23 protein-coding genes and 1 other RNA gene are annotated in these 26,406 nt (G+C 65.2%); 3 read left to right on the top strand and 21 right to left on the bottom strand.

Annotation, left to right across the window (positions count from 1 at the left end):
- Position 1: 1 nt before the first annotated feature.
- Positions 2 to 430: a 50S ribosomal protein L13 gene (gene rplM / locus ACIP1U_RS00940; RefSeq protein ID WP_010813907.1), complete on the bottom strand. Its 429-nt coding sequence runs from the start codon at positions 428 to 430 to the stop codon at positions 2 to 4.
- A 727-nt stretch (positions 431 to 1,157) separates the two neighbouring features.
- Between rplM and ACIP1U_RS00935 the strand changes: the two genes are divergently transcribed.
- On the top strand, positions 1,158 to 1,580 hold the full coding sequence (locus tag ACIP1U_RS00935; protein WP_400310580.1) for an OsmC family protein: 423 nt from the start codon (positions 1,158 to 1,160) through the stop codon (positions 1,578 to 1,580).
- Between the two features lie 64 nt (positions 1,581 to 1,644).
- On the opposite strand, the gene rnpB is transcribed toward ACIP1U_RS00935, so the two are convergent.
- From rnpB to ACIP1U_RS00910, 5 genes are all read right to left on the bottom strand, one after another.
- Positions 1,645 to 1,985: RNase P RNA component class A (gene rnpB, locus ACIP1U_RS00930), an RNA gene on the bottom strand.
- A gap of 23 nt (positions 1,986 to 2,008) precedes the next feature.
- Positions 2,009 to 2,830 carry a DUF3025 domain-containing protein gene (locus tag ACIP1U_RS00925; protein ID WP_400310577.1) on the bottom strand — a complete coding sequence of 274 codons (822 nt, stop codon included), beginning with the start codon at positions 2,828 to 2,830 and terminating at the stop codon, positions 2,009 to 2,011.
- A 29-nt stretch (positions 2,831 to 2,859) separates the two neighbouring features.
- Positions 2,860 to 3,894 (bottom strand): dihydroorotase, encoded by a 1,035-nt coding sequence (gene pyrC, locus ACIP1U_RS00920; RefSeq protein WP_400310575.1) that lies wholly within the window; start codon positions 3,892 to 3,894, stop codon positions 2,860 to 2,862.
- A 49-nt stretch (positions 3,895 to 3,943) separates the two neighbouring features.
- Complete coding sequence (locus tag ACIP1U_RS00915) at positions 3,944 to 5,251, bottom strand: glycerate kinase (RefSeq protein ID WP_400310572.1); 1,308 nt, start codon at positions 5,249 to 5,251, stop codon at positions 3,944 to 3,946.
- Positions 5,248 to 6,321 carry a tartrate dehydrogenase gene (locus ACIP1U_RS00910; RefSeq protein ID WP_400310570.1) on the bottom strand — a complete coding sequence of 358 codons (1,074 nt, stop codon included), beginning with the start codon at positions 6,319 to 6,321 and terminating at the stop codon, positions 5,248 to 5,250. The genes ACIP1U_RS00915 and ACIP1U_RS00910 overlap by 4 nt, the downstream gene beginning before the upstream one ends.
- A 144-nt stretch (positions 6,322 to 6,465) precedes the next feature.
- On the opposite strand from ACIP1U_RS00910, the gene ACIP1U_RS00905 reads away from it, so the two are divergent.
- Positions 6,466 to 7,296, top strand: a complete 831-nt coding sequence (locus tag ACIP1U_RS00905) for a class II glutamine amidotransferase (protein ID WP_029048545.1) — start codon at positions 6,466 to 6,468, stop codon at positions 7,294 to 7,296.
- Between the two features lie 64 nt (positions 7,297 to 7,360).
- Here ACIP1U_RS00905 and ACIP1U_RS00900 read toward each other — a convergent pair whose 3' ends face one another.
- From ACIP1U_RS00900 to ACIP1U_RS00855, 10 genes are all read right to left on the bottom strand, one after another.
- The gene (locus ACIP1U_RS00900; protein ID WP_400310567.1) at positions 7,361 to 8,095 is read right to left on the bottom strand and encodes an amino acid ABC transporter ATP-binding protein; all 735 of its coding nucleotides are present in this window, start codon (positions 8,093 to 8,095) and stop codon (positions 7,361 to 7,363) included.
- On the bottom strand, positions 8,092 to 8,775 hold the full coding sequence (gltK, locus tag ACIP1U_RS00895; protein ID WP_400310566.1) for a glutamate/aspartate ABC transporter permease GltK: 684 nt from the start codon (positions 8,773 to 8,775) through the stop codon (positions 8,092 to 8,094). Before gltK ends, ACIP1U_RS00900 begins: the two co-directional genes overlap by 4 nt.
- Positions 8,776 to 8,784: 9 nt before the next feature.
- Positions 8,785 to 9,513 (bottom strand): amino acid ABC transporter permease, encoded by a 729-nt coding sequence (locus tag ACIP1U_RS00890; RefSeq protein ID WP_400310563.1) that lies wholly within the window; start codon positions 9,511 to 9,513, stop codon positions 8,785 to 8,787.
- Positions 9,514 to 9,588: 75 nt separating this feature from the next.
- A complete protein-coding gene (locus ACIP1U_RS00885) occupies positions 9,589 to 10,488 on the bottom strand; it encodes a glutamate/aspartate ABC transporter substrate-binding protein (protein WP_400310561.1) in 900 nt (299 codons plus the stop codon).
- A 289-nt stretch (positions 10,489 to 10,777) separates the two neighbouring features.
- Positions 10,778 to 12,085: a Glu/Leu/Phe/Val dehydrogenase gene (locus ACIP1U_RS00880; RefSeq protein ID WP_316152923.1), complete on the bottom strand. Its 1,308-nt coding sequence runs from the start codon at positions 12,083 to 12,085 to the stop codon at positions 10,778 to 10,780.
- 150 nt (positions 12,086 to 12,235) lie between these two features.
- Positions 12,236 to 13,183, bottom strand: a complete 948-nt coding sequence (locus ACIP1U_RS00875; protein ID WP_400310558.1) for a LysR family transcriptional regulator — start codon at positions 13,181 to 13,183, stop codon at positions 12,236 to 12,238.
- Positions 13,184 to 13,238: 55 nt separating this feature from the next.
- Complete coding sequence (locus tag ACIP1U_RS00870) at positions 13,239 to 14,012, bottom strand: ABC transporter permease (protein ID WP_400310555.1); 774 nt, start codon at positions 14,010 to 14,012, stop codon at positions 13,239 to 13,241.
- 12 nt (positions 14,013 to 14,024) lie between these two features.
- Complete coding sequence (locus tag ACIP1U_RS00865; protein ID WP_400310553.1) at positions 14,025 to 14,891, bottom strand: ABC transporter ATP-binding protein; 867 nt, start codon at positions 14,889 to 14,891, stop codon at positions 14,025 to 14,027.
- Positions 14,888 to 15,988 carry an ABC transporter substrate-binding protein gene (locus ACIP1U_RS00860; protein ID WP_400310550.1) on the bottom strand — a complete coding sequence of 367 codons (1,101 nt, stop codon included), beginning with the start codon at positions 15,986 to 15,988 and terminating at the stop codon, positions 14,888 to 14,890. The genes ACIP1U_RS00865 and ACIP1U_RS00860 overlap by 4 nt, the downstream gene beginning before the upstream one ends.
- A 216-nt stretch (positions 15,989 to 16,204) precedes the next feature.
- Entirely contained in the window at positions 16,205 to 18,106 is a 1,902-nt protein-coding gene (locus tag ACIP1U_RS00855; protein WP_400310547.1) for an ABCB family ABC transporter ATP-binding protein/permease, read from the bottom strand.
- 112 nt (positions 18,107 to 18,218) lie between these two features.
- On the opposite strand from ACIP1U_RS00855, the gene ACIP1U_RS00850 reads away from it, so the two are divergent.
- Positions 18,219 to 18,623 (top strand): acyl-CoA thioesterase, encoded by a 405-nt coding sequence (locus tag ACIP1U_RS00850; protein ID WP_400310546.1) that lies wholly within the window; start codon positions 18,219 to 18,221, stop codon positions 18,621 to 18,623.
- 170 nt (positions 18,624 to 18,793) lie between these two features.
- Here the strand turns inward: ACIP1U_RS00850 and ACIP1U_RS00845 are convergent, their stop codons facing one another.
- The 5 genes from ACIP1U_RS00845 to ACIP1U_RS00825 form a co-directional block, all read right to left on the bottom strand.
- The gene (locus ACIP1U_RS00845; RefSeq protein ID WP_400310543.1) at positions 18,794 to 19,570 is read right to left on the bottom strand and encodes an enoyl-CoA hydratase; all 777 of its coding nucleotides are present in this window, start codon (positions 19,568 to 19,570) and stop codon (positions 18,794 to 18,796) included.
- 20 nt (positions 19,571 to 19,590) lie between these two features.
- On the bottom strand, positions 19,591 to 20,547 hold the full coding sequence (locus ACIP1U_RS00840; protein ID WP_400310541.1) for a DegV family protein: 957 nt from the start codon (positions 20,545 to 20,547) through the stop codon (positions 19,591 to 19,593).
- 118 nt (positions 20,548 to 20,665) lie between these two features.
- Positions 20,666 to 21,865, bottom strand: a complete 1,200-nt coding sequence (locus tag ACIP1U_RS00835) for an acetyl-CoA C-acyltransferase (protein WP_400311713.1) — start codon at positions 21,863 to 21,865, stop codon at positions 20,666 to 20,668.
- 20 nt (positions 21,866 to 21,885) lie between these two features.
- A complete protein-coding gene (locus tag ACIP1U_RS00830) occupies positions 21,886 to 24,354 on the bottom strand; it encodes a 3-hydroxyacyl-CoA dehydrogenase/enoyl-CoA hydratase family protein (protein WP_400310538.1) in 2,469 nt (822 codons plus the stop codon).
- A 220-nt stretch (positions 24,355 to 24,574) separates the two neighbouring features.
- Positions 24,575 to 26,362: an acyl-CoA dehydrogenase C-terminal domain-containing protein gene (locus ACIP1U_RS00825; RefSeq protein ID WP_400310535.1), complete on the bottom strand. Its 1,788-nt coding sequence runs from the start codon at positions 26,360 to 26,362 to the stop codon at positions 24,575 to 24,577.
- Between the last annotated feature and the right edge of the window lie 44 nt (positions 26,363 to 26,406).

The raw sequence follows: 26,406 nt of genomic DNA, 5'->3' as shown, positions 1-26,406 counted from the left end.
CTTAGATTTCCAGCGCCTTGGGCTGCTGCGCTTCGTGCGGATGCTCGGCTTCGGCGTAAACCTTCAGCTTCTTGATCATCGCGTAGCCCAGCGGACCCTTCGGCAGCATGCCCTTCACAGCCTTTTCCAGGGCACGGCCCGGGAAACGCTGCTGCATCTTGCCGAACGTCGTTTCGTAGATACCGCCCGGGTAACCCGAATGGCGATAGTACTTCTTGTCCGTTTCCTTGGTACCCGTGACACGCAGCTTGGCTGCATTGACGATGATGATGTAATCACCCGTGTCGACGTGCGGAGTGAATTCCGGCTTGTGCTTGCCGCGCAGACGGCGTGCCACTTCGCTGGCGACACGGCCGAGGACTTTGTCCGTCGCGTCAATCACGTACCAGTCGCGCTTTACCTCATGAGGCTTGGCGGAAAAGGTCTTCATGATTTTTCCTGACTATTAGTTCGTGCCCGAAATCCGACTCGCGAAGGCTTGTGCTCGCCCCTGCAAGTCTTGTGGCCCATCCTGGGGACTGGCCGGATGCTGCGTCTCTTTCCCGCGGGCATGACGGAAAAGCCCACGATTATAATGGCGGCTGTTGGACTGGCACAAGCAAAGACTGAGGTTTTCGTCAAGATCGTTGCCACAAATCGGCTGCCTGGAGCAGCGTTCATCACTCTGCTTGCGTAGACCGCTGCCGCGTACAGGCGAAAAAAAACCCAAGCTGGTTGAGCTTGGGTTTGAATCCACCAAAGGAGGAGGGTGGAGGAGACACTTGGAGATCGACGGGGAACTGCGGGCGGTGCGGCTGGCGTATCCGGGGAAGGCTTCGCTTTCGCACTCTGGCGCGCTGTTAGCGCCGTCGTTCAATGATTGGAATTATACATGGGGTTTTCCCGGATGCAAGGGAAATTTGTACTGCGAAATGCCATTTCGCATAGCGGGATGACAAACCCTCCCCTCCATACTCAATAATTTTATTTAAAAACAATGACTTACACATCATCAGGCACTGTCACCGAACCGTCACATTAGAGGAAACCCTCAGGTTTCATAAGGATATAGGGATCACGAACCCGAACTTGATGATGCCATATACTGAGAATTGCAAGAGGCGAGATCACGCGATAGTGGTCGCAATCCCACAACATAAGCGACAGGAACGAACAAAATGGAATGCAAAGTAACATGGATGGGCGCCGACGGCATGAGCTTCGTGGCCCAGACCGGCAGCGGCCATATCGTTGCGATGGACGGCGCTCCCGAGGGCGGTGGCCATAACCTTGCGCCGCGGCCGATGGAAATGGTGCTGGTCGGCACTGGTGGCTGCACTGCCTATGACGTGGTGCTGATCCTCAAGCGTGGCCGCCAGGAGGTGCGCGGCTGCAGCGTGCAGCTCCAGGCCGAGCGCGCCAGCGAAGACCCCAAGGTGTTCACCCGCATCAACTTCCACTTTGTGGTGACTGGCAGGAATCTCAACCCCGCCACAGTCGAGCGCGCGATCAAGCTGTCGCACGAGAAGTACTGCTCGGCGTCGATCATGCTGGCCAAGACGGCCGAGATCACGCACACGCTGGAAATCGTCGAAGGCTGAAAAAGCCAGATGGAAGCTTGCAGACCCGGTACGCCGCGCGGGCGCCGGGTCATGCCGAAGACTGAAGCAAAGCAGGCCGATAAGCCGGATTCTGTGCGCACCGCCCGCCTTGCGGCCAGCGGCGCGTGACAACCATTCCTCTAGGCCGGCTGTTACCAGCCGGCTCCAGCTCCCTACCCGCAGACTCAGCGGGCCGCTTCATCGCCTGCCTATTTGGGATTGCTCCAGGTGGAGGTTACCGCGTTTCACCCTTCCCGCCGGGCGAACCCGGCGGCAAGACTCGTCTCTGTGGCCCTATTCCGCACGTTGCCGTGGATGGCTGTTAGCCAACACCCTGCCCTGTGGAGTCCGGACTTTCCTCCCCCTGCACCTTGCGGTGCAGGCAGCGGTTGCCTGGCCTGCTTTGCGGGCCGCAGTCTAACACCGATTCAATCCGGTTGCCGGCGTAAATCCCGCATGCGTCCGGGCCGGAACACCGTGGTGTCGGCATAGAAATCAGGTGAGGCGTTCTCGGCACACCATCCCGGGATTCCCATGACTGGAACCGGCGCAAAGCAGCGGCCGCCACGCAGCGTGCCGGCTTCAGCAGCCTCTTCCAGCGACAACACCACCGCCTTATCCAGGGCGCCACCCGGCACCAACGGCAGCGTCCAGGCATGCGCGGTCACGGCCTTGTACGGCTGCACCAGCTTTTCCAGCAGTGCATGGCCGAACGGCACCACCCTGCACGCGACGCCCCACGCGTGGCGCTGTGCGACAAAAAGCTGCTGCCAGGCAAACCCTCGCAGCGCTTCGGCATATTCGCCGCCCTCGCTCAGGAACAGCACCGCATTCTCGTCGAACAGCGTGGCCGCATCGCGCACGCCGCCGCGCGTGGTCCGCACGCCTTCGCGCGCGATCACGGTGGCCTGGATCTGATTGAGCACGCGCTTGGCCTGCGGGAAATACAGCCAGACCAGCGCATTGAAGAAATCGTGTAGGTTGTCGCGCGTCGGGACTTCGCCCGTAGCGTGGATATGCGCTTCATAGGCGCTGTCCTCGGGCAGGGCCTGCTGCGGGATAAAGCGCAGCGGCAGCCCGCGCGCGTTTTGCAAGCCCAGCGCGTCAGCCTGGGCATCGAGCAGCGCGCGCAGGTCGGCGCCGCCCCGCACTGCCGCGGCCAGCGCCGCGCCACGCGGGGCAAAGGGTTGGAACCACGGCCGGGACCAATCGATCCCGGCCAGCGCGGCGGCGAAGGACTCGGCCGCCACGGTTGTTCCGCCTTGCAACGCCGAAGCGATCAGCGCGCCTTCCAGCGCAGCGTTTCGCCGCCGCGCAACGGCACCAGCGTGGTGTCACCGTACGGCAGTTCGGCCGGCAACTGCCAGTCTTCACGCTCCAACGTCAGCGTGCCGGTGTTGCGCGGCAGGCCGTAGAAGGCCGGGCCATTGAAGCTGGCGAAGGCTTCCAGCTTGTCCAGCGCGCCGGCGGCGTCAAAGGCCTCGGCATACAGCTCCATCGCGTGCAGCGCGGTGTAGCAGCCGGCGCAGCCACAGGCGTGTTCCTTCAGGCCGCGCGCGTGCGGCGCGCTGTCGGTGCCGAGGAAAAAGCGCGGGTTGCCAGAGGTGGCGGCCGCGACCAGCGCCTCGCGGTGGGTTTCGCGCTTCAGCACCGGCAGGCAGTAGTAGTGCGGGCGGATGCCGCCGGTGAAGATCGCGTTGCGGTTGTACAGCAGGTGGTGGGCGGTAATGGTGGCGCCGACCGGGCCGCTGGCTTCCAGCACGTACTGGGCTGCATCCTTGGTGGTGATGTGCTCGAACACGACTTTCAGCTCGGGCATGTCGCGGCGTAGCGGCGTCATCACCTGTTCGATGAACACGGCCTCGCGGTCGAAGATATCGATGGCCGGGTCGGTGACTTCGCCGTGCACCAGCAGCGGCAGGCCTTCGCGCTGCATCGCTTCCAGCGCGGCGTAGCAGCGGCGGATGTCGGTCACGCCGGCGTCGCTGTTGGTGGTGGCGCCCGCCGGGTACAGCTTGACGCCGTGCACGAAACCGCTGGCCTTGGCCGCGACGATTTCTTCGGGGCTGGTGTTGTCGGTCAGGTACAGCGTCATCAGCGGCTCGAACTGCATGCCGGCCGGCAGCGCCGCCAGGATGCGCGCACGGTAAGCCTGAGCCTGTTCGACCGTGGTCACGGGGGGCTTCAGGTTCGGCATGATGATCGCACGCGCGAACTGACGGGCGGTGTCAGGCAGCACGGCGGCCAGGGCCGCGCCGTCGCGCAGGTGCAGGTGCCAGTCGTCCGGGCGGGTGATGGTGAGCTTCTGGGTCATGGCTTGCTTGGGCCCGCCGCGGGGGACGGCGGCAGGCGCTTTTTCAGAATCAGAGAATCAGGATGGCGCGGTAATCGTTCACGTTGGTGCGCGTGGGTCCGGTGACAACCAGGTCGCCGATGGCATCGAACAAACCCCAGGCGTCGTGCGCATCGAGTTGGCGCTGGCCCGGCAGTCCGGCGGCTTCGGCGCGCGCCAGCGTGGTCGGGTCGGCCAGCGCGCCGGCGTTGTCTTCCGAGCCGTCGATGCCGTCGGTGTCAGCCGCGATCGCGTGCACGCCTGGCATACCTGCCAGTTCGACCGCGAGCGACAGCAGAAACTCCGAGCAGCGCCCGCCGCGCGCCCTGCTCGCGCCGCCGCCGGCCGGCAAAGTGACCGTGCACTCACCTCCGGAAATCAGCGCCACGGGCGTGGCGAACGGCGCATTGTACGCGCGAATCTCGCGTACCAGCGCGGCATAGACCCGCGCCACTTCGCGCGCCTCACCCGTCACCGTGTCACCCAGTACCACCGGCGTGATGCCCCGTTGGCGGAACAGCGCGGCGGCGGCCTCGAGGCTGCCGTGGGCGGTGGCAATCATGACGTTGTCGACACGATCGAACAACGGATCGCCAGGCTTGGGCGTCTCCGCCACCTCGCCACGCGCGCCGCGTTCCAGGTGCGACTGCACGCTCGCCGGCACCTGCGCGCCATAGCGGCGCAGGATCTCCAGCGCGTCATTGAAGGTGCTGGGATCGGCCACGGTCGGGCCTGAAGCAATCGCGCTGGGATCGTCGCCAGCCACGTCCGAGACGATCAGCGTGGTCACCGGCGCCTGGCTTGCCTGCGCCAGGCGGCCGCCCTGGATGCGCGAGATGTGCTTGCGCACGATGTTCATGTCTGTGATCGGCGCGCCACAACGCAGCAATTCCTTGGTGGTCGCCTTCAGGTCGGCCATCGGAATGCCCTCGGCCGGCAACGACAGCAGGCTCGAGCCGCCGCCCGAGACCAGCACCAGCAGCCGGTCCCGCGGCGTCAGCGATTGCACCGCGGCCAGGATCTCCGCCGCGGCCTGCTCGCCCGACTCGTCCGGCACCGGGTGGCCAGCCTCGATCACGCGGATATGGTCGGTTGGCATGCCGTGCGCATAGCGCGTGACCACCAGCCCTTCCAGCGTCGCCTTGCCGGCATAGGCGCGCTCGACCGCCGCGGCCATCGACGCGGCGGCCTTGCCCGCGCCCACCACCAGCGTGCGACCGCCGGCGTGCGGCGGCGGCAGATGCTGGGCGACGATCTGCAGCGGGTCCGCCGCCGCCACGGCGGCGTGGAAGGTCTCGAGCAGCAGTGCGCGGGCGTCCCCCGCGAACGCGGCGCTCACAGCGCCTCCGCGATGGCGCGGCCCAGGTCGGCGGTACCGGCCTTGCCGCCGATATCGCGCGTCAGCGGCGCGTGCTCCGGCCCGGCGGCCAGCACCTTCTCGATCGCGCCCAGCACGGCGGCGCCGGCCTCGTCATGGCCCAGGTGTTCCAGCATCATGGCACCGCACCAGATCTGGCCGATCGGGTTGGCCACGCCACGCCCGGCAATGTCCGGGGCCGAGCCGTGCACTGGCTCGAACAGGCTGGGGAAGGTCCGGTCCGGGTTGATATTGCCCGACGGCGCAATGCCGATGGTGCCGGTGCAGGCCGGCCCCAGGTCGGACAGGATGTCGCCGAACAGGTTGCTGGCGACCACCACGTCGAACCAGTCAGGATGCTGGACGAAATGGGCGGTCAGAATGTCGATGTGGTATTTGTCGACCTTGAGGCCAGGGTAATTCGCAGTCATTGCCTCGACTCGCTCATCCCAGTACGGCATCGTGATCGAGATGCCGTTGGACTTGGTCGCCGAGGTCAGGTGCTTCCTGGGCCGCTTCTGGGCCAGTTCGAAGGCAAACTTCAGGATGCGGTCGACGCCGGTGCGGCTCATCACTGTTTCCTGCACCACGATCTCGCGGTCGGTGCCGGGGAACATGCGGCCGCCGATGCTGGAGTACTCGCCCTCGGTGTTCTCGCGCACCACGTAGAAATCGATGTCGCCGGGCTTGCGGCCCGCCAGCGGGCTCCTGATGCCGGGCATCAGCCGCACCGGGCGCAAGTTGACGTACTGGTCGAACGAACGGCGGAACTGCAGCAGCGAGCCCCACAGCGAGACGTGGTCGGGCACCGTATCCGGCCAGCCGACCGCGCCGAAGTAGATGGCGTCGTACTTGACCAGCGTGTCGAACCAGTCGTCAGGCAGCATCTTGCCGTGGCGGGCGTAGTAGTCGCAGCTGGAAAAATCGAAGTGATCCCACTGGAAGTCGATGCCGAAGCGGCGTGCCGCGGCGTCCATCACGCGTATGCCCTCGGGCATGACTTCCGTGCCGATTCCGTCTCCGGGAATCACGGCGATCTTGTATTGGCTCATCGTTCTCGGGATTGCTAACAGGTAGGGTGGCGTCGTTGGCACCGCACTGGAGCGCCCGCGGTTGCTTGGCAGCGGCCCGGGCGCGCGGGATAATGTCTGCATTCTATTGCAAAGCGGCAGCCCGCTGCCGACCGGTGCCCCGATATGTGCCAGTTGCTAGGCATGAACTGCGCCACGCCGACCGACGTGACGTTCTCCTTCACCGGCTTCGCCGCCCGCGGCGGCGTGACCGACCACCATGCCGACGGCTTCGGCGTCGCCTTCTTTGAAGACAAGGCCTGCCGCCTGTTCATCGACAACCAGTCCGCCGGCACCTCGCCGGTGGCCGACCTGATCAAGCGCTACCCGATCAAGTCCAAGAACGTCATCTCGCATATCCGCAAGGCGACGCAGGGCACGGTGCTGTTGGAGAACTGCCACCCATTCATGCGCGAACTGTGGGGCCGGCACTGGATTTTCGCCCACAACGGCGACCTGCTGAATTTTTCGCCGTTCCTGTCGGGCGTGTACCAGCCGGTGGGCGATACCGACAGCGAACTGGCCTTCTGCACGCTGATGCAAGGCCTGCGCAAGCGCTTCCCGGGCTCGCAGCCGCCGCTGAATGAGCTGGGCCATGCGCTGGCCGATATCACACGCGATATCACGCTGCATGGCGTGTTCAACTTCCTGCTGAGCAACGGCCAGGCCCTGTTTGCCCACTGCTCTACCCGCCTGTACTACATCGTGCGGGAGTGGCCGTTTTCGACCGCGCATCTGATCGACGCAGACCTGTCGATCGACTTTGCCCAGGTGACCACGCCGGACGACCGCGTTGCCGTGATCGCCACCGCCCCGCTGACCGACAACGAGACCTGGACCCAGTTCGCCCCCGGCGAGCTGATCATGTTCGAGCACGGGCGCCCGGTGATGACGCTGACCGTGCCGATCCCGCCGGAAGTCCAGGCCAAGAACGCCGCCAACACAGCCTGTACCTGAGCCATCCGGCACAAAGGAAAAAGGGACGCCGAGGCGTCCCTTTTCATATGGCTGGCAGTCCGGATCAGTGATGCAGGATCTTCGACAGGAACTGCCTGGCGCGCTCCGAGCGGTGCTCGATATCGCCGAAGAACTCTTCCTTGTCGGCGTCCTCGACGATCTTGCCCTGGTCCATGAAGATCACGCGGTTGGCCACCTTGCGCGCGAAGCCCATTTCGTGGGTCACGCACATCATGGTCATGCCTTCCTGCGCCAGCTGCACCATCACGTCCAGCACTTCGTTGACCATTTCCGGGTCCAGCGCCGAGGTCGGCTCGTCGAACAGCATGCAGATCGGGTCCATCGACAGCGCGCGCGCAATGGCCACGCGCTGCTGCTGGCCGCCCGAAAGCTGGCCAGGGTACTTCTCCGCCTGGCTCTTCAGGCCCACGCGCTCCAGGTATTTCATGCCCTTCGCCATCGCCTCGTTCTTCGAACGGCCAAGCACCTTCATCTGCGCGATGGTCAGGTTCTCGGTGATCGACAGGTGTGGGAACAGCTCGAAGTTCTGGAACACCATGCCCACGCGCGAACGCAGCTTGGGCAGGTTGGTCTTGGGATTGCCCACCGAGGTGCCGTCGACCAGGATGTCGCCCTTCTGGAACGGCTCCAGCGCGTTGACGGTCTTGATCAGCGTGGACTTGCCCGAACCCGACGGGCCGCACACCACCACCACTTCACCCTTGGCAACCTTGGTGGTGCATTCGGTCAGCACCTGGAAGGAGCCGTACCACTTTGAAACATTGTTGATTTCGATCATACAGCCACCTTTTTCTGGTAACGCTTGACCAGCAGCGAAGCGGAGAAACAAATGATGAAGTACACCAGGCCGGCGAACAGCAGCAGCTCGACAATGCGCCCGTCTCGCTCGCCGATGCCATAGGCCTGCCCGAAGAAGTCAGCCAGCGCGCTCACGTACACCAGCGACGTGTCCTGGAACAGGATGATGCCCTGGGTGAGCAGCAGCGGCACCATGTTGCGGAACGCCTGCGGCAGGATCACCAGCCGCATCGACTGCCCGTAGGTCATGCCCAGCGCCTGCGCCGCGAACATCTGCCCGCGCGACACGCTCTGGATCCCCGCGCGGATGATCTCGGAGTAGTACGCCGCCTCGAACAGCGCGAACGCCACCAGCGCCGAAGTCATGCGCAGGTCGGTCGCGGGCGACAGGTTGAAGATGCCCTGCAGCACCTGCGGAATGATCAGGAAGAACCACAACAGCACCATCACCAGCGGGATGGAGCGGAAGATGGTCACGTACCCCTGCGCGAACCAGTTCAGCAGCCTGAACGAAGACAGCCGCATCATCGCCAGGATGGTGCCCCAGACGATGCCGACCACCACCGCGGTGACGGTGATCTTGAGCGAGACCATCATGCCCTCGCCCAGCACGTGCAGCGTGCTCGGGTTGATCGAGGTGAAATCGAAGGAATAAGCCATGGCGCCCCCTTACTTGCCGCCGATAAAGCCGGGCACGCGCGTGCGGGCTTCCACCCAGCGCATGATCAGCATCACCGTGACGTTGATCAGCGCGTACATCAGCGTGACCGCGATGAACGATTCATACGGACGCGCGGTGTAGTCCACCAGCTGGCGCCCCTGCGCGGCCAGTTCCAGCAGGCCGATGGTCGACGCCACCGCCGAGTTCTTGAAGATGTTCAGGAACTCGGAAGTCAGCGGCGGCACGATCACGCGGAACGCCATCGGCAGCAGCACGTGACGGTACGTCTGCGGCAGCGTGAAGCCCATCGCCAGGCCGGCGTTCTTCTGTCCGGTCGCCAGCGAGTTGATGCCCGAGCGCACCTGCTCGCAGACCCGCGCGGCGGTAAACGTGCCCAGGCACAGCATCGCGGCCAGGAACTGCTGCGCGAACGGGTTCATCTGCTTGATCGCCTCGCCGCCGGGCAGCAGCTCGGGCGCGACGAAATACCAGATGAACAGCTGCACCAGCAGCGGGATGTTGCGGAAGATCTCGACGTAGGTGGCGGCGAACCCCGACAGCCACTTGTTGGGCGCAGTGCGCAGCACCCCCAGCACCGAGCCGATGATCAAGGCAATGACCCAGGACGAAAGCCCCAGCGCGACCGTGACCTGCAGGCCGGAGATCATCCAGTCCAGGTAGGTCTCGTTCTGGGCGGCCTGTTCGAGGAAAACTCCCCAATGCCAGTTGTAGTTCATGTTGCATCCTCAAAAAGAAACGGAAGGACATGCCTTCCACATGCCCTTCCGTCGCGCACTGCTGTCCCGGTCAGATCAGTCCAGCGCCTTGTCGTTCGGCGCCTTGATCAGGGCCTTCATGTCTTCGGACAGCGGGAAGTCCAGGTTCAGGCCCTTGGGCGGAACCGGTTGCATGAACCACTTGGTGTACAGGGTGTTGACCGCGCCGTCCTTCATCATGCCGGAGATCACGGTGTCGGACAGCTTCTTGAACTGCGGGTCGTCCTTGCGGATCATGCAGCCATACGACTCGCGCGACTGGGGCTTGCCCACCACGATCCAGTCGGCCGGGTTCTTGGCCTTGGCGCGCTCGCCGTACAGCAGCGCGTCGTCCATCATGAACGCCACAGCGCGGCCCGATTCCAGCGTCAGGAACGACTGGCCATGGTCCTTGGTGCTGATGATGTTCACGCCCAGTTTCTGGTCGTCGTTCATCTTGCGCAGCAGGCGCTCCGACGTGGTGCCGGCGGTGGTGACGACGTTCTTGCCCTTCAGGTCGGCCCAGTCCTTGATGCCGGCGTCCTTCTTCACCATGATGCGCGTGCCGATGATGAAGATGGAGTTGGTGAAGGCAACCTGCTTCTGGCGTTCCAGGTTATTGGTGGTCGAGCCGCACTCCATGTCGATGGTGCCGTTCTGCAGCAGCGGAATGCGGTTCTGCGAGGTGATCGGGATTTCCTTGACCTGCAGGCTCGGCAGCTTGAGCTGGTCCTTGATGGCTTCCACGATCTTCATGTTGATATCGTAGGAATAGCCGACCTGGCGCACACCACCGAGGTTGTAGTTGAACGGAATCGACGACTCGCGCACGCCAAGCGTAATCACGCCGGTGTCTTTGATCTTCTTCAGCGTGCCCGTCAGTTGTTCGGCTGCCTGGGCCGTTCCGCACATCACGCCGGCGGCAATCATCAGGGAAGCCAACTTGGCAAAATTCATAACATCTCCTTGACCATAGAAGAGAAAGCGGGATTCTAGAGACAAAACCCCCTCTGGTGAAACAGTATTGCGCAGCATCCGTCGCAATACAACTGGGTTTTCTCCTAGAACCCTTATTCAGGGCAATCGGTGCGCACGTCGTCCGCTCATCGTCCGGATACGACAACGCGGTCTCCGGCGCTTGCCGGAGACCGCGTCTGGCGGTCATGAACCTTGGGAACCGGATGAGTTGTTGCATTGCACCATGCCAGTGCCACGCGCCTCGATCCGGTTTGCCCTTACCCTGCGATCAGGGATACAGGCCGCGCATTTCGCGCGCCTGCAGGATCCGCGAGCAGGCCACGATGAACGCCGCCGTGCGCAGGGTTACCTTGTTGTCCTGCGCCACCTGCCAGATTGCGCGGAACGCCTCTTGCATGATTCGTACCAGGCGCTGGTTGATTTCCTCCTCGGTCCAGAAGAACGACGAGAAATCCTGCACCCATTCGAAGTAGGAAACGGTCACGCCGCCGGCGTTGGCGATGACGTCCGGCGCCACCAGGATATTGCGCTCGCGCAAGATATCGTCGGCTTCCGGAGTGGTCGGGCCGTTGGCGCCCTCGATCACCAGGCGGGCCTTGATCAGCGGTGCGTTCTTGGCGGTGATCTGGCCTTCCAGCGCGGCCGGGATCAGGATGTCGCAGTCGACTTCCCAGAACTGCTCGGTGCGCAGGACCTCGCCGCGGAAGCCTTCGATGGTGCCGCTGTGCGCCGCGTATTCCATCATCGCCGGCACATCCAGGCCAGCCGGGTCGAACAGCGTGGTGCGATGGTCCTGCACCGCGACCACCTTGGCGCCGGCCTCATGGAACAGCTTGGCGGCCACTGCGCCCACGTTGCCGAAGCCCTGCACGGCGACGCTCGCGCCCTTGATTTCCAGGCCGATATTGCGCGCAGCCTCCGAACCCACCACGAACACGCCGCGGCCGGTCGCCTCATGGCGACCCAGCGAGCCACCCAGCGAGATCGGCTTGCCGGTCACCACGCCGGTGGAGGTGCTGCCCGAATTCATCGAGTAGGTGTCCATCATCCATGCCATCACCTGGGCGTTGGTGTTGACGTCCGGCGCCGGGATGTCCTTGCTCGGCCCGATGATGATGTTGATTTCGCTGGTGTAGCGGCGCGTCAGGCGCTCCAGCTCGGCGTGCGACAGCGTGCGCGGGTCAACGCGGATGCCGCCCTTGGCACCGCCGTAGGGCACGTTCACCGCGGCGTTCTTCACCGACATCCACGCCGACAGCGCCATCACCTCCGACAGCGTCACGTCCTGGTGGAAACGCACGCCGCCCTTGCCCGGACCGCGCGACAGGTTGTGCTGCACGCGATAACCCTCGAAGTGGGCGATGGTGCCGTTGTCCAGCTCGATGGGAACATCGACGACCAGCGCGCGCTTGGGGCGCTTCAGGGTTTCAACCCAGCGTGCCAGCGAGCCCAGGTAGGGCGTGACACGATCGACTTGCTGCAGGTAGATGCCCCAGGGGCCGAGGTTGTCGGCGTTGAGGTAGGACGGGAGTGCGTGCTTTTGGCCAGCAATGTTGGTCGGTGCTGCGGAAGACATCGGTTGGTTCCGGGGTGGAGGATGGCCGCAAGCTTAGGCTTGGCGGCCAGTCGGAATCCAATGCCGTTTGCTCATCCGGTTATGCAAAATGTGCATAACATCCGGGGGTGAGGTCATGGGTGACTGATCAACGCTGTGTTCTGCTGCGGGTCAGGCTTCCGACAAGGTGGACCACACCCGGTCCACCAGTTGCCGCTTGCGCCGTGCCCCCGCACCGCGCCGCTCTCCGCCGTTCTCCCCCGGTTTCTCCCGATACAAGCGGATCTCCATGTCGATCGACAACGGCAGCCCGCGCGCCGACTCGGCCCGCACCAGCTTGCCTTGCGCCACGTCCTCCCGCACCGCGCTCTCGGGCAGGAACGCCATGCCATGGCCGGACAACGCCATGACCTTGAGCGCCTCGGCCATGTCCGTCTCGTAGCATTTGTCGAGCTTTAGCGCTTCAGCGGTATCGGACAGCAGCAGGTCGACCATGCGACCGAGGAAGGCATTGGGGGTGTAGCTCAGGAATGGAACCGGCTTCTTGTCGGTGCCGGGCAGCCGGAACTGCGGCTTGCCGGCGGCGTCCGGCACGCTGTACGGCGACAACCGCTCAGTACCCAGGACCAGCATGTCATACCGCGCCGGATCGAGCTGGATGGCCTGGCGCGCGTGGTGGTAGACCATCACCAGGTCGCAGCCGCCCTCGACCAGCATCAGCACCGCATCATGGACGTTGAGCGCGCGCAGCCGGCACGGCAGCGTGCCGATCTTGCGCTCCAGCGCCTTGAGCCATTCCGGGAAGAACGTCAGCGACAGCGTATGCGGCACCGCGAACTCCAGCACCTGCGCGTTGGCCGACCGTTGCCCGCGCATCAGCGCGCGTGTTTCGCTGACCTGCGCCAGCATGGCCAGCGCCTGCTCGTAGAACACCTTGCCGGCCGCCGTCAGGCTGGTGGGATAGCTGGAGCGGTCGATCAGCTCGGTGCCGACCCACGCCTCCAGCGACTGGATGCGCCGCGAGAAAGCGGGCTGCGTCACGTGGCGCAGCTCGGCCGAGCGCGAGAAGCTGTGCGTCTCGGCCAGGCTGACGAAGTCTTCAAGCCATTTGATTTCCATGACGCGGATTATCCACCGCGCGCCGGGGCGCGTCACCTGTCCCGGCGCGCGGCGGTCAGCCGCGGTGGGCCCAGCCCGTCATGCGTTTCTCGATCACGGCGAACAGCTCATACATCGCCATCGCCATCACCGCGATCACCACCAGTCCGGCAAAGGCCAGCGGCATCTTCATCGCCGAGCCGGCCGACACCAGCAGGTAGCCGATGCCCTCGTTGGCGGCGTTCATCTCCGACACCGTGGTGCCGACAAAGGCCAGCGTGATCGCTACCTTGAGCGAGGCAAAGAAGTACGGCATCGCGCGCGGCAGCCCGACCTTGAACAGCACGTCGCGGCGCCTGGCGCCGAGTACGCGCAGCACGTCCTCCAGTTCCGGCTCCAGCGTGGCCAGCCCGGTGGCGATATTGACCATGATCGGGAAGAACGAGATCAGGAACGCAGTCAGGATCGCCGGGCCCGCGCCCAGGCCGAACCACACCACCAGGATCGGCACGAAGGCCGCCTTGGGCAGCGCATTGAACGCCGTCATCAGCGGATAGCTGGCGGCATACAGCAGTCGCGACGAGCCCATCGCCAGCCCCAGCAGCACGCCCACGCCGATGGCCACGGCAAAGCCGACCATCGTGGTCCAGAAGGTGCGCCAGGCATGGCCGGCGATCACGTCGGCGTATTCGACCAGCGAGGCCACGATCGCCGACGGCGTCGGCAGGATAAAGTCCGACACGCCGAAGGCCATGCACGCGCCCTGCCACAGTATCAGCACCGCGCCCAGCAGCAGCCACGGCGCCACGCGCTGCACGCGGCGCTCCTGCGCGGAAGTGAGAGTCATCATGGTTCGGTCGCCTCAGTGTTGCCGTACATGGCCGATCTTTTCGCGCAGCACATGCACCAGGTCGGCAAACGGTTCGGTATAGGTCAGCTCCAGTTCGCGCGGACGCGGCAGGTCGATCTCCTTGCGCATCAGGATGCGGCCCGGGCGCTGGCTCATCACGTAGACGGTATCGGCCAGGAACACGGCCTCGCGCAGGTCGTGCGTGACCAGGATCACGTTGAAGCGCTGGGCCTGCCACAGGTCGCGCAGCACGCACCACAGTTCTTCGCGGGTAAAGGCGTCGAGCGCGCCGAAGGGCTCGTCGAGCAACAGCATGCGCGGCTCGTGGACCAGCGCGCGGCAGATCGAGGCGCGCTGCTGCATGCCGCCGGAAAGCTGCCACGGGTACTTGTCCTCGTAGCCTGCCAGACCCACGGTATGCAGCAGGCGGCGGGCGCGGTCGACATATTCCTCGCGCTTCGCCCGCAGCGTCGAGCGGTACGGCTCGACGATCTCCAGCGGCAGCATCACGTTGTCCAGCGTGGTGCGCCAAGGCAGCAGCGTTGGCGCCTGGAACGCCATGCCGACCTGCTTGAGCGGGCCGGTGACTTTCTGGCCGGCGACCTTCACGGTGCCGCGCGTGGCGGGCTTGAGACCGGTCGCCAGCTTCATGAAGGTGGACTTGCCGCAGCCGGACGGTCCGACGATGGCAATGAACTCGCCGGGCGCCACCTGCAGCGAGATATCTTCAACGGCGAACTCGCCCTTCTGCGCGAGCTCGTCGTTATAGGCCAGCCAGACGCGGTTGAAATCGACAAAGGGCTCTTCGGCTTCGGCGCGTGCACCCGGCGCGGCACTGCCGCCGGAGGCGGGGATCAAGGCAGCCTGGCGCGTCATCATCGCAGCACATCCAGTTCAGCGCTGCTCGGCAGGAACGCGTCGGTCCACAACACATCGGGGTTGATGCGGCCCTTGGTGCCGAAGGCATCAGCCACCTGCGAAGCCATCAGCGACAGGCGCGGCTTGTTGACACGCCCAAAGCCCTCGGCCTTCGCGTCGGGAGATTTGACGACGCTGTCGAGCGCGATCTTCAGGCGGCGCACTTCGAGCTTCTCGTCGATGATGCCGTCGCGCGCCTTGACCGCCTTGATGCCTTCCTCCGGCCGTGCGATCACGTCGCGCGCGGACTTGGCGAAGGCGCGCAGGAAGGCCTTTGCCGCCTCGGGATTCTTCTTCAGGAATTCCTCGGAGGCGATCACTGCGTTGCCGTACAGCTTCACGCCGAACTGCGGGTACGGCAGCACCACGATGTCCTCATCCTTCACGCCACGCGCGTTCAGGTTCAGGATCGACGTGAACGAGAAGCCGGTGATGGCATCGAGGTCGCCGCGCGCGAGCATGGTCTCGCGCAGCGTCGGGTCCATCGCCTGCCAGTTGAACGACGCCGGCTGCAGGCCGTTGGCCTTGGCGAAGATCGGGAAGGCGCGGCGGCCGGCGTCAAACACCGGCGCACCCATGCGCTTGCCGGCGAGGTCCTTCGGCGCGCGGATGCCGGACTTCTTCAGAGCCAGGATCGCTGCCGGGGTGTTGTTGTAGACCATCATCACGGCCACCGGCTTGTTCTTCGCGTCCGGGTTGTTGCCGTAGAATTCCATCACCGACGCCATGTCGGCGAAGCCCATGTCATAGGTGCCGGAAGCCACGCGGTTGACCACGTTGCCCGAGCCGTTGCCGGCGTCGATCGACACGTCGAGCTTCTCGGCCTTGTAGTATCCCTTCTGCTCGCCGAGCAGGAACAGCGCGGACGGGCCTTCGAAACGCCAGTCGAGCTGGAAGCGGACTTTGGTGGCCGCCTGCGCGTGGGCTGCGCCAGCAAATTGTGTCGACAGCACCAGGCTGGTGCCAATCATCACGCCAAGCTTCAGCAGGCGGCGCCGCGCCGCGGTGCGCGCGCCTGGCGCGCCAGTGAGCATTGTGGCAGCGTGGGATTGGGGCATTGAATCTCTCCGGTATCAGTGATCTCGGAGGGATTCGTCCGCAAGGGGCGTGCCAGCGCTTTCGGCCTTGTTTCAGGGCGTGCCCGCAGCCGATTGCCGAACCAAAATCGTGCGACACGATTGCCGGCGGAACATCGTCGACCAGGATTGTCGACGATACCGGCGATGCCTGCCGTGCTTTTGGTGCGTGCGCGGCGTTATGCGTCCTGCGTGGCGTTATGCGTCCTGCGTGGCGTCGCCCACGTCGACGGCAAGTGCGTCCGTGCTGCGTTCGGCCTCGCCGCCCTGCGCGGCGGCCCGGGCCTGGATGTCCCACATCTCCGCATAGCGGCCACGCGCGCGCATCAGCTCGGCATGGGTGCCGCGCTCGACCACGCGGCCATGGTCCATCACCAGGATCTGGTCGGCATGCACCACGGTGGAAAGGCGGTGCGCGATCAGCAGCGTGGTGCGGTTCTGCGCCAGCCGCATCAGCTCGGCCTGGATTGCTTGCTCGGTGCGTGAGTCCAGCGCGGAGGTGGCCTCGTCAAAGACAAGCACCGGCGGGTTCTTCAGCAGCGTGCGCGCGATCGCCACGCGCTGCTTCTCGCCGCCAGACAGCTTCAGGCCGCGCTCGCCCACCGGCGTGTCGTAGCCCTGCGGCAGCTCGCGGATAAAGGTGTCGATCTGCGCCGCCTGCGCCGCGGCGATGACTTCCTCACGCGTGGCCTCCGGGCGGCCATAGGCGATGTTGTAGTAGATGCTGTCGTTGAACAGCACCGTGTCCTGCGGCACGATGCCGATGGCGCGGCGCAGGCTGTCTTGCGTGATCGCGCGGATATCCTGCCCGTCGATCTCGATCGCGCCGCTGTTGACGTCATAGAAGCGGAACAGCAGCCGCGCCAGCGTCGATTTGCCCGAGCCGCTGTGGCCGACCACCGCGGTGGTGGTGCCGGCCGCGATGTTGAAATCCACGCCGTCAAGGATGGTGCGGTCCGGCTCGTAGCCGAAGCGCACGTCGCGGAACCGCACCTGCGCGCCGTTGACCTTGAGCGGTTGCGCGCCGGGCGTATCGGCCACTTCCTGGTGGGTGCCCAGCAGCACGAACATGCGGTCCATGTCGGTCGTCGCCTGCTTGATCTCGCGGTAGATCACCCCAAGGAAGTTCAGCGGGATGTAGAGCTGGATCATCAGCGTGTTGACCAGCACCAGGTCGCCCAGCGTCAGCTTGCCCTCGACCACGCCGACGGTAGCGCGCCACAGGATCAGGATCAGCCCGACGGCGATGATGACCTGCTGGCCGAAGTTCAGGAACGACAGCGAGTTCTGCGAGTGGATCGCCGCGGCACGGTACTTGAGCAGGTTTTCGTCGTAGCGCCGGGCCTCGTACTCTTCATTGCCGAAGTACTTGACGGTCTCGAAGTTCAGCAGCGAATCGATCGCCTTCTGGTTGGCGCGCGAATCCAGCTCGTTCATCTTGCGGCGGAAATGCGTGCGCCATTCCGTCACGACGATGGTGAAGACGATATAGCTCACCAGCGCGCAGCCGGTGATCGCCGCGAACCAGATGTCGTAGTGCAGGATGAAGAAGCCGATCACCAGCCCCATCTCCACCAGCGTGGGCAGGATGCTGTACAGCGAGTAAGAGATCAGCGACTGGATGCCGCGTGTGCCGCGCTCGATGTCGCGGCTCATGCCGCCGGTCTGCCGGTCCAGGTGGAAGCGCAACGACAGCGCATGCAAGTGCCGGAACACCTGCAGCGCGATCTCGCGCACGGCGCTCTGCGTAACCTTGGAAAAGAGGATTTCCCGCAACTCGGTGAACAGCGTCGCCGACAGCCGCAACATGCCGTAGGCGACAATCAGCCCGACCGGCACCACCAGCAGGGCGCGCGGGTCGCCGGCGGTGAGGTTCATGCTGTCGATCAGGCGCTTCATCAGCACCGGCACGCCCAGGTTGGCCACCTTGGCCGCGACCAGGCACGCCAGTGCCAGCATCACCCGCCACTTGTAGTGCCAGACGTAGGGCAGCAGGTTGCGGACGGTTTGCCAGTCGCTGCGGGGGGCGCGCTGGCCGGGAAAGAGCTTGACCGAGGTGGGATCGGGGGCCTGCTCGGCGGTCGTGGAATAGCGGCGCATACGTTAGAATTCGGGCCAATGCGCGATTGTCGCAGGAATCGCATTGCGCGGCAGGCGAAGGGTTGTTTCTTGCGGCCCGCGCCCCTCTCCAGAAGTCCACCCGCATACTGTCATGAACGCTCCCCATACCGTCTCCGCCCTGCCCGCCGGCAAGAATCCCGCGCTGCGCGTGGTGCCGATGCCTGCCGACGCCAACGTGCACGGCGACGTGTTCGGTGGCTGGATCATGGCGCAGGTGGATATCGCGGGGTCGATCCCGGCGGTCGAGCGCGCGCAAGGCCGTGTCGCGACCGTGGCGGTCAATTCCTTCCTGTTCAAGCATCCGGTGTTTGTCGGCGACCTGGTGAGCTTCTATGCCGAGATCGTCAAGACCGGGCGTACCTCGATCACGGTCGAGGTGGAGGTCTATGCGCAGCGGATGCGGCACAGCAATGAGATCGTCAAGGTGACCGAGGCTACGTTGACGTATGTGGCGACGGATGAGTCGCGGCAGCCGCGGGTGTTGCCGACAGCTTGAGACAATAGCCGACTGTGTTCTCCCCTCTCCCTCTGGGAGAGGGGCGGGGGAGAGGGCGGGCGTCCCCACGAAGTGAGGCGCCATCGTGCTTGCCGAGCGCCGACCCTCTCCCCCAACCCCTCTCCCGCACGCGGGAGAGGGGAGCAAACAAGGCGAAGTCTCTCAGCCCCTCACTCAAACTTCGAGAAATCCGGCTTCCGCTTTTCAAAGAACGCGCTGAACGCCTCCTTCGCCTCCGGTGCCACCAGCATGCGCCGGAACACCGCGCCTTCGTCGGCCATCTGCTTTTCCACTTCGGCCACCGCGCCCGATTTCATCAGCCGCTTGGTCTCGCGCAGCGACGAAGCCGGCAGCGCCGCCAGCTTGCGCGCCTGCTGCAGCGCGACGTCGTGCAGTTCCGCCACCGGCAGCACGCGCGTCACCAGGCCGATCTCCAGCGCTTCCTGCGCGCTGAACGCCTCGCCCAGCATCAGCTTCTCGGCGGCGCGCTGGTAGCCGACCAGGCGCGGCAGCAGCAGGCTCGATGCCGCCTCGGGGCACAGCCCCAGCTGCACGAACGGCAGCGACAGCTTGGCCGTGTCCGACGCATAAACCATGTCGCAATGCAGCAGCATGGTGGTGCCCACGCCGACCGCCGCGCCGCTGACCGCCGCGACGATGGGCTTGCTGGCATGGCTGATCTGGTACAGGAACTGGAACACCGGCGCCTGTTCCGCGCCCTCGCCTGCCGTCGGCGGGCGCTGCATGAAGTCTTCCAGGTCATTGCCGGCGGTAAAGATCTCAGGCTTGCCGCGCAGCAGGATCACGCGCACATTGCGGTCGGCCTCGGCCGCGCGCAGCGCGTCGGCCAGGTCCTGGTACATCGCCGCGGTGATGGCGTTCTTCTTGTCGATGCGGTCGAACTCAAGCGTCAGGATGCCCTGCTCGATGCTGGTACGGATGCTCATGGTGTCCTCGTCTGTGGGATTTATTCGAAAGGTGGCGGCGATGCGGAAAGATAGCTCAGGCCGAATGCCCGCGCACCGACGTTCAGCGCCACCGTCAGGCTCATCGGCGCCAGCATCAGCTCGACGCCGTGGCTGCGCGCGACCTGTGCCAGCGACTGGTAGGCCGGCATCGCGCGCACGTCGTCGAGGGGACCGGCGTAGCAGACCGAAATCGCCGGCACCAGCAGGTCGCCGGCGCGGATGCATTGCTCGGCATGCTGCAGCACGCGGCGTGCGCCCTCTTCCGAGCCGCGCGCCCTGGCGATCGCTTCGGTATGGCCGCGATGCATGCGCACCACCGGCCGGATATTGAATGCACTGCCCATCACGTAGCGGCCCCAGGTGATGCTGCCCTCGCCCTTCTGGCGCGCGCGGGTGTACATGTAGAGCAGTTCGTCCGGCACCAGGAACATGTGGGCGGCATCGCGCAGGCGAGTTTCAACAGCCTCGCGCACTGCCTGCGGGCTGGCGCCGCTCATAGCCATGCGCGCGGCTTCTCGCACGATCAGCGCCTGGCCCGGACCAATGGCGCCAGTGTCGATCACGGTCAGGTCGAACAACCCTGAGCGTCCAGCTTCCTTGCGCAACCGCACACTGCGGGCCACGGTGCCGATCACGGCGCCGCTCGCATGCGCATACAGCTTGCTGCGCGCGCTGGCGATGGTGAGCAGGATGGCGCGGTCGCATTGCGTGACCACATTGCGCAGCAGGTGTTCTTCCAGCTCGCGTTCGAGCAGCGGAATGGATTCGGCGTAGTGATCCTGGCGGCCGACCAGGTATTGCCGGTAGAGCGTGGGCAGCGCGTCTTCGTCGCGCGTGTCGGCGACAAAGCGTTCGCCCGCGCGGATGCGGAACGGAATGGTGTGGACCTTCAGCGCGGCCATGATGTCGCGCGGCAAATCGCACGCGGCATCGGCCAGGATGGCTGTCTCCTGCATATTGTTGTCTCCTCCCTGCTGGTGACCCGCGCTCGCGGGCGGCAGCCCCCGGTACTGCTCTCTTCACCTGACAGAAGGGCGGGACGGTCTCCTCCGGAGAACCGTCCCGCAGGCGCGTTCAGACGCGCTCGAAGATTCCTGCAGCCCCCATGCCCGTGCCAACGCACATGGTCACCATGCCGTACTTCAGGTTGTGGCGGCGCAGCGCATGCACCACCGTGGCCGAGCGAATCGCACCGGTCGCGCCGAGCGGGTGGCCCAGCGCGATCGCGCCGCCCATGCGGTTGACCCTGGCGGGATCGAGATCCAGGTCGCGCATTACGGCCAGCGATTGCGCGGCAAACGCTTCGTTCAGCTCGATCCAGTCGATCTGGTCCTGCGTCAGGCCCGCTGCCTTCAGCGCGGCCGGGATCGCCTCCTTCGGGCCGATGCCCATGATCTCGGGCGGCACGCCGCGCACCGCGAACGAGACGAAGCGCGCCAGCGGCACCAGGTTGAACTGCTTGAGGATCTTTTCCGAAACCAGGATCAGCGCGCCGGCACCGTCCGAGGTCTGCGAACTGTTGCCGGCGGTGACGCTGCCCTTGTTGGCAAACACCGGGCGCAGCTTGCCGAGGCCTTCCAGCGAGGTTTCAGGACGCGGGCCTTCGTCCAGCAAGATGGTGCGCGTCTTCACGCCGACCTGGCCGCTGGCGAGGTCGGGGAAGCGCTCGACGATCTCGATCGGCGTGATCTCGTCCTTGAACTCGCCAGCCTGCTGCGCGGCGATGGCCTTCTGGTGCGAAGCGAGCGAGAACGCATCCTGGTCCTCGCGGCTGACCTTCCATTGCTGCGCCACCTTTTCAGCGGTCAGGCCCATGCCGTAGGCAATGCCCACGTTCTCGTCGCGCTCGAAGATCGACGGCGACATCGACGGCGAGTTGCCCATCATCGGCACCATGCTCATCGACTCGATGCCGGCGGCGATCATCACGTCGGACTCGCCCACGCGGATGCGGTCGGCCGCCATTGCCACCGCGCTGACGCCCGAGGCGCAGAAGCGGTTGACGGTGATGCCGCCCACGGTATTGGGCAGGCCCGACAGCAGCGCGCCGATACGGGCCACGTTCAGGCCCTGCTGCGCTTCAGGAATCGCGCAGCCGACGATGGCGTCCTCGATCAGCTTCGGGTCCAGGTCAGGCACCTGCGCCACCGCGGCCTTCAGGATGGTGGCCAGCAGGTCGTCCGGGCGCGTGTTCTTGAACGCGCCCTTGGGGGCCTTGCCGATCGGCGAGCGGGTGGCCGCAACGATGTATGCGTCTTGCAGTTGTTTCATGATGTCGGTTCCTCGCTTGCCTCTTAGTTACGCACCGGCTTGCCGGTCTGCAGCATGCCCATGATGCGCTCCTGCGTCTTGCCGGTGCCGAGCAGGTCGACGAAGGCCTTCCGCTCCAGCGCCAGCAGCCAGTCCTCACTGACCAGCGAGCCGGCCTCGACGTCGCCGCCGCACACCACCTCGGCGATGCGGGTGGCGATCAGGAAGTCATGCGCGGAGATAAAGCCGCCGTCTCGCATATTGACCAGTGACGCCTTGATAGTGGCGATGCCCGAGCGGCCAGCCACCGGGATCAGCGCAGGCAGCGGCGCACGGTAGCCGGCGTCGGCCAGCGCGCGCACTTCGTTCTGCGCCACGTGCAACAGCTCATGCACGTTGAAGACGATCTTGTCGGACGGCTGCAGGTAGCCCATCTGGCGCGCTTCCAGCGCCGAGGCGGATACCTTGGCCATCGCCGCGCTCTGGAAGCGACCGGTCAGGAATTGCAGGTAGTTGGTGCTGCCTGCCGCCTGCGCAGCGCGTGCAGCGGCCAGCGCGGCTTCCTTCAACCCACCGCCAGCCGGGACCAGGCCCACGCCGACCTCAACCAGGCCGACATACGTTTCGAGCGCAGCCACACGTGCCGCCGAATGCAGCATCAGTTCACAACCGCCGCCCAGCGCGATGCCGGACGCCGCCGACACCACCGGCACAGACGCATACTTCACGCGCATCATGCCGTCCTGGAACTTCTTCACGAACGGCTCGATGCCCTTGGCGCCGCCCATCATGAAGGCCGGCATCGCCGCTTCCAGGTTCGCGCCCGCGGAGAACGGCCCGCCCGGCGCGCCGAGCTGCAGCGAGGTCGGCTGCCATACCACCAGGCCCTTGTAGCCTGCCTCGGCCAGGTCGATGGCACGGGTCAGGCCGTCGATCACGTCCGGCCCGATGGTGTTCATCTTGCTCTTGAACGAGACCACCAGCACGTCGTCCTGGCCTTCGCTCACCCAGATGCGCACGGCGTCGTTTTCCTCGACGGTGCGGCCCGCCTTGCGCGGATCGACCGCTTCGCTGCCCTTCAGCGCGGCACGGAATACCTGGCGCTGGTACACCGGCAGCGTACTGCGGGCCACGAACGCCTGGGTCGCCGGCGACCACGAACCTTCGGCGGTATGCACGCCCTGGCGCTCGGCGACGGGGCCGTCAAAGACCCATGCCGGCAGCGGCGCGGCCGACAGTGCCTTGCCCGCAACCACGTCTTCCTTGACCCACTCGGCCACCTGCTTCCAGCCAGCCGACTGCCAGTCCTCGAACGGGCCCGAGTTCCAGCCGAAGCCCCAGCGGATCGCCAGGTCGATGTCGGCGGCGGAACCGGCAATCTGCTCCAGGTACACGGCGATGTAGTGGAACACGTCACGGAACACCGCCCACAGGAACTGCGCCTGCGGATTGGTCGATTCACGCAGCAGCTTGATGCGCTCCGCGGGGTCCTTCTTCAGCATGCGCACGACGATCTCGTCGGCCTTCTTGCCCGACTCGACGTACTGGCCGGTCTTGGCGTCGAGCACCTTGATGGCCTTGCCTTCCTTCTTGTAGAAACCGGCGCCGGTCTTCTGGCCCAGCGCACCCGCGTCGACCAAGCCCTTGAGCACGGCCGGGGTCTTGTACACCGGCGCGAACGGGTCGTCGTGCAGGTTGTCCTGCATGGTCTTGATCACGTGCGCCATGGTGTCGAGGCCGACCACGTCCGCGGTGCGGAAGGTGGCGGACTTGGCGCGGCCCAGCTTGGAACCGGTCAGGTCGTCGACCACGTCGAAGGGGATGCCGAACTTCTCGGCCTCGGCGAACACGGCCAGGATCGAGAAGATGCCAACGCGGTTGGCGATAAAGTTGGGCGTATCCTTGGCGCGCACCACGCCCTTGCCGAGCGTGGTGGTCAGGAAGGCCTCCAGCTTGTCGAGGATCTCCGGCTGCGTGGTCGCGGTCGGGATCAGCTCGACCAGGTGCATGTAGCGCGGCGGGTTGAAGAAGTGGACGCCGCAGAAACGCGACTTCAGGTTGTCCGCATTTTCCCCACCTAACCCGTCGGACAGCGCGGTGATCGACAGGCCCGAGGTGTTGGTGGCGAAGATCGCGTGCGAAGCCAGGTACGGCGCGACCTTCTTGTACAGGTCGTGCTTCCAGTCCATGCGCTCGGCGATCGCCTCGATCACCAGGTCGCACTCCTTGAGCAGCGCAATATCGTCTTCGTAGTTGGCCGCCTGGATCAGGCCGGCCTCATCCTTGATGCCGAGCGGCGCGGGCGACAGCTTCTTCAGGTTCTCGATGGCGCGCAGGGCGATGCCGTTCTTCGCGACCGGGGAAGCGGACGGGGCCCCTCCCCCGTCCTTGTCCTTTGCAGGCAGGTCGAACAGCACCACGGGCACGCGCGCGTTGATCAGGTGGGCGGCAATCTGCGCCCCCATGACGCCGGCACCCAGCACGGCGACTTTCTTGACGATGAAATTGGACATGCTCGCTCCTAGGTCAGTGAGCGTTGAGGTGAGAGTTTTTACAGGCGCTTCCGTTGGCGGTCGGTTTGCTCCCCTCTCCCTCTGGGAGAGGGGTGGGGGAGAGGGCGGGCGTGTCGACGAAGTGCCTCGGCATATCGACCTCCGGCCCTCTCCCCCGGGCCCCTCTCTCGCAAGCGGGAGAGGGGAGCAAACCGGCGGCATGGAAAGCCGCCTTGCCGAATCAGAACAAATCCGCGTCCAGCGCCATCAGCGAAGCCGAACCAGCGCGCGCCTTGCGGATCTCGCCAGCCGTTTCCGGCAGCAGCTTGGCAAAGTAGAAGCGCGCCGTGGCCAGCTTGGCGGTGTAGAACTTGTCGCCGCTGGCTTCCTTCTCCAGCGCGATCTTGGCCATCCGTGCCCAGAAGTACGAGAACACCAGGTGACCCACTACGCGCAGGTACGGAACCGCGGCGGCGCCCACCTCGTCGGCGTTGCCCATCGCCTTCATGCCGATTTCCATGGTCAGCTTCTGCACCTTGTCGCCCAGGTCGGCCAGCGGGTTGACGAACTCCTGCATGGCTTCGTTGGTGCCCTCTTCTTCCACGAACTCCTGCACGATCTTGCCGAAGGCCTTCATCTTGGCGCCCATGTCGCCCAGGATCTTGCGGCCCAGCAGGTCCAGCGACTGGATCGTGTTGGTGCCTTCGTAGATCATGTTGATGCGGGCGTCGCGCACGTATTGCTCCATGCCCCATTCGGAGATGTAGCCGTGGCCGCCGAACACCTGCATGCCTTCGTTGGTCGAGGTGAACGCGTTATCGGTCAGGAAAGCCTTGATCACCGGCGTCAGCAGCGCGACCAGGTCGCCGGCCTGCTTGCGCACGGCTTCGTCCGGGTGCGACAGCTCGCGGTCGATCTGCAGCGCGGTCCAGTAGCTGAAGGCGCGGCCGCCTTCGGCGTAGGCGCGCTGGGTCAGCAGCATGCGCCGCACGTCGGGGTGCACGATGATCGGGTCGGCGGCCTTTTCCGGCGCCTTCGGGCCGGTCAGCGCGCGCATCTGCAGGCGGTCCTTGGCGTAGGCGACCGAGTTCTGGTACGCCACCTCGGTCAGGCCCAGGCCCTGCGCGCCCACGCCCAGGCGCGCGGCGTTCATCATCACGAACATGGCGTTCAGGCCCTTGTTGGCCTCGCCCACCAGCCAGCCGCGCGCGCCGTCCAGGTTCATCACGCAGGTGGCGTTGCCGTGGATGCCCATCTTGTGCTCGATCGAGCCGCATTTGATGCCGTTGCGCTCGCCCGGGTTGCCGCTGGCATCGGGGATGAACTTGGGTACCACGAACAGCGAGATGCCCTTGGTCCCACCCGGCGCGTCCGGCAGGCGTGCCAGCACCAGGTGGATGATGTTCTCGGCCAGGTCGTGCTCGCCGGCGGAGATGAAGATCTTGGTGCCGGTGATCAGGTAGGAGCCGTCGGCCTGCGGTTCAGCCTTGGTCCGCAGGATGCCCAGGTCGGTGCCGCAGTGCGGCTCGGTCAGGCACATGGTGCCGGTCCAGACGCCGGACACCAGCTTGGGCAGGTAGGCCTGCTGCAGCTCGGGCGTGCCGTGCGCATGGAGTGCCTCATACGCGCCGTGCGACAGGCCCGGGTACATGGTCCACGCCTGGTTTGCCGAATTCAGCATCTCGTAGACCACGTTGTTGACCACGATCGGCAGGCCCTGGCCGCCAAAGGCCGGATCGCATGCCAGCGCCGGCCAGCCGGCCTCGACGTACTGCTGGTAGGCTTCCTTGAAGCCGGTGGGAGCCTTGACCACGCCGTCGCCAACATAAGTGCAGCCCTCGCGGTCGCCCACCTGGTTGAGCGGGAACACCACGTCCGAGCAGAACTTGCCGGCTTCCTCGATGACCTGGTTGATGGTGTCCGCGTCGATGTCCGCGTGCGGCGGCATCGCCTTGAGTTCGGCTTCGGCGCCGAGCAGTTCATGGAGCACGAACTGCATGTCGCGCAACGGTGCGGTGTACTGGCCCATCAGAGACTCCTTGGAGTTATACGATGCCGCCACGCCGCCCGCCT

Origin of the sequence: Cupriavidus sp. NPDC089707 (assembly GCF_044748965.1) — a bacterium.
Lineage (GTDB): Bacteria > Pseudomonadota > Gammaproteobacteria > Burkholderiales > Burkholderiaceae > Cupriavidus.
Note: the sequence above shows the minus strand (reverse complement) of the source record. Positions and strands in the feature narration are given on the sequence as shown.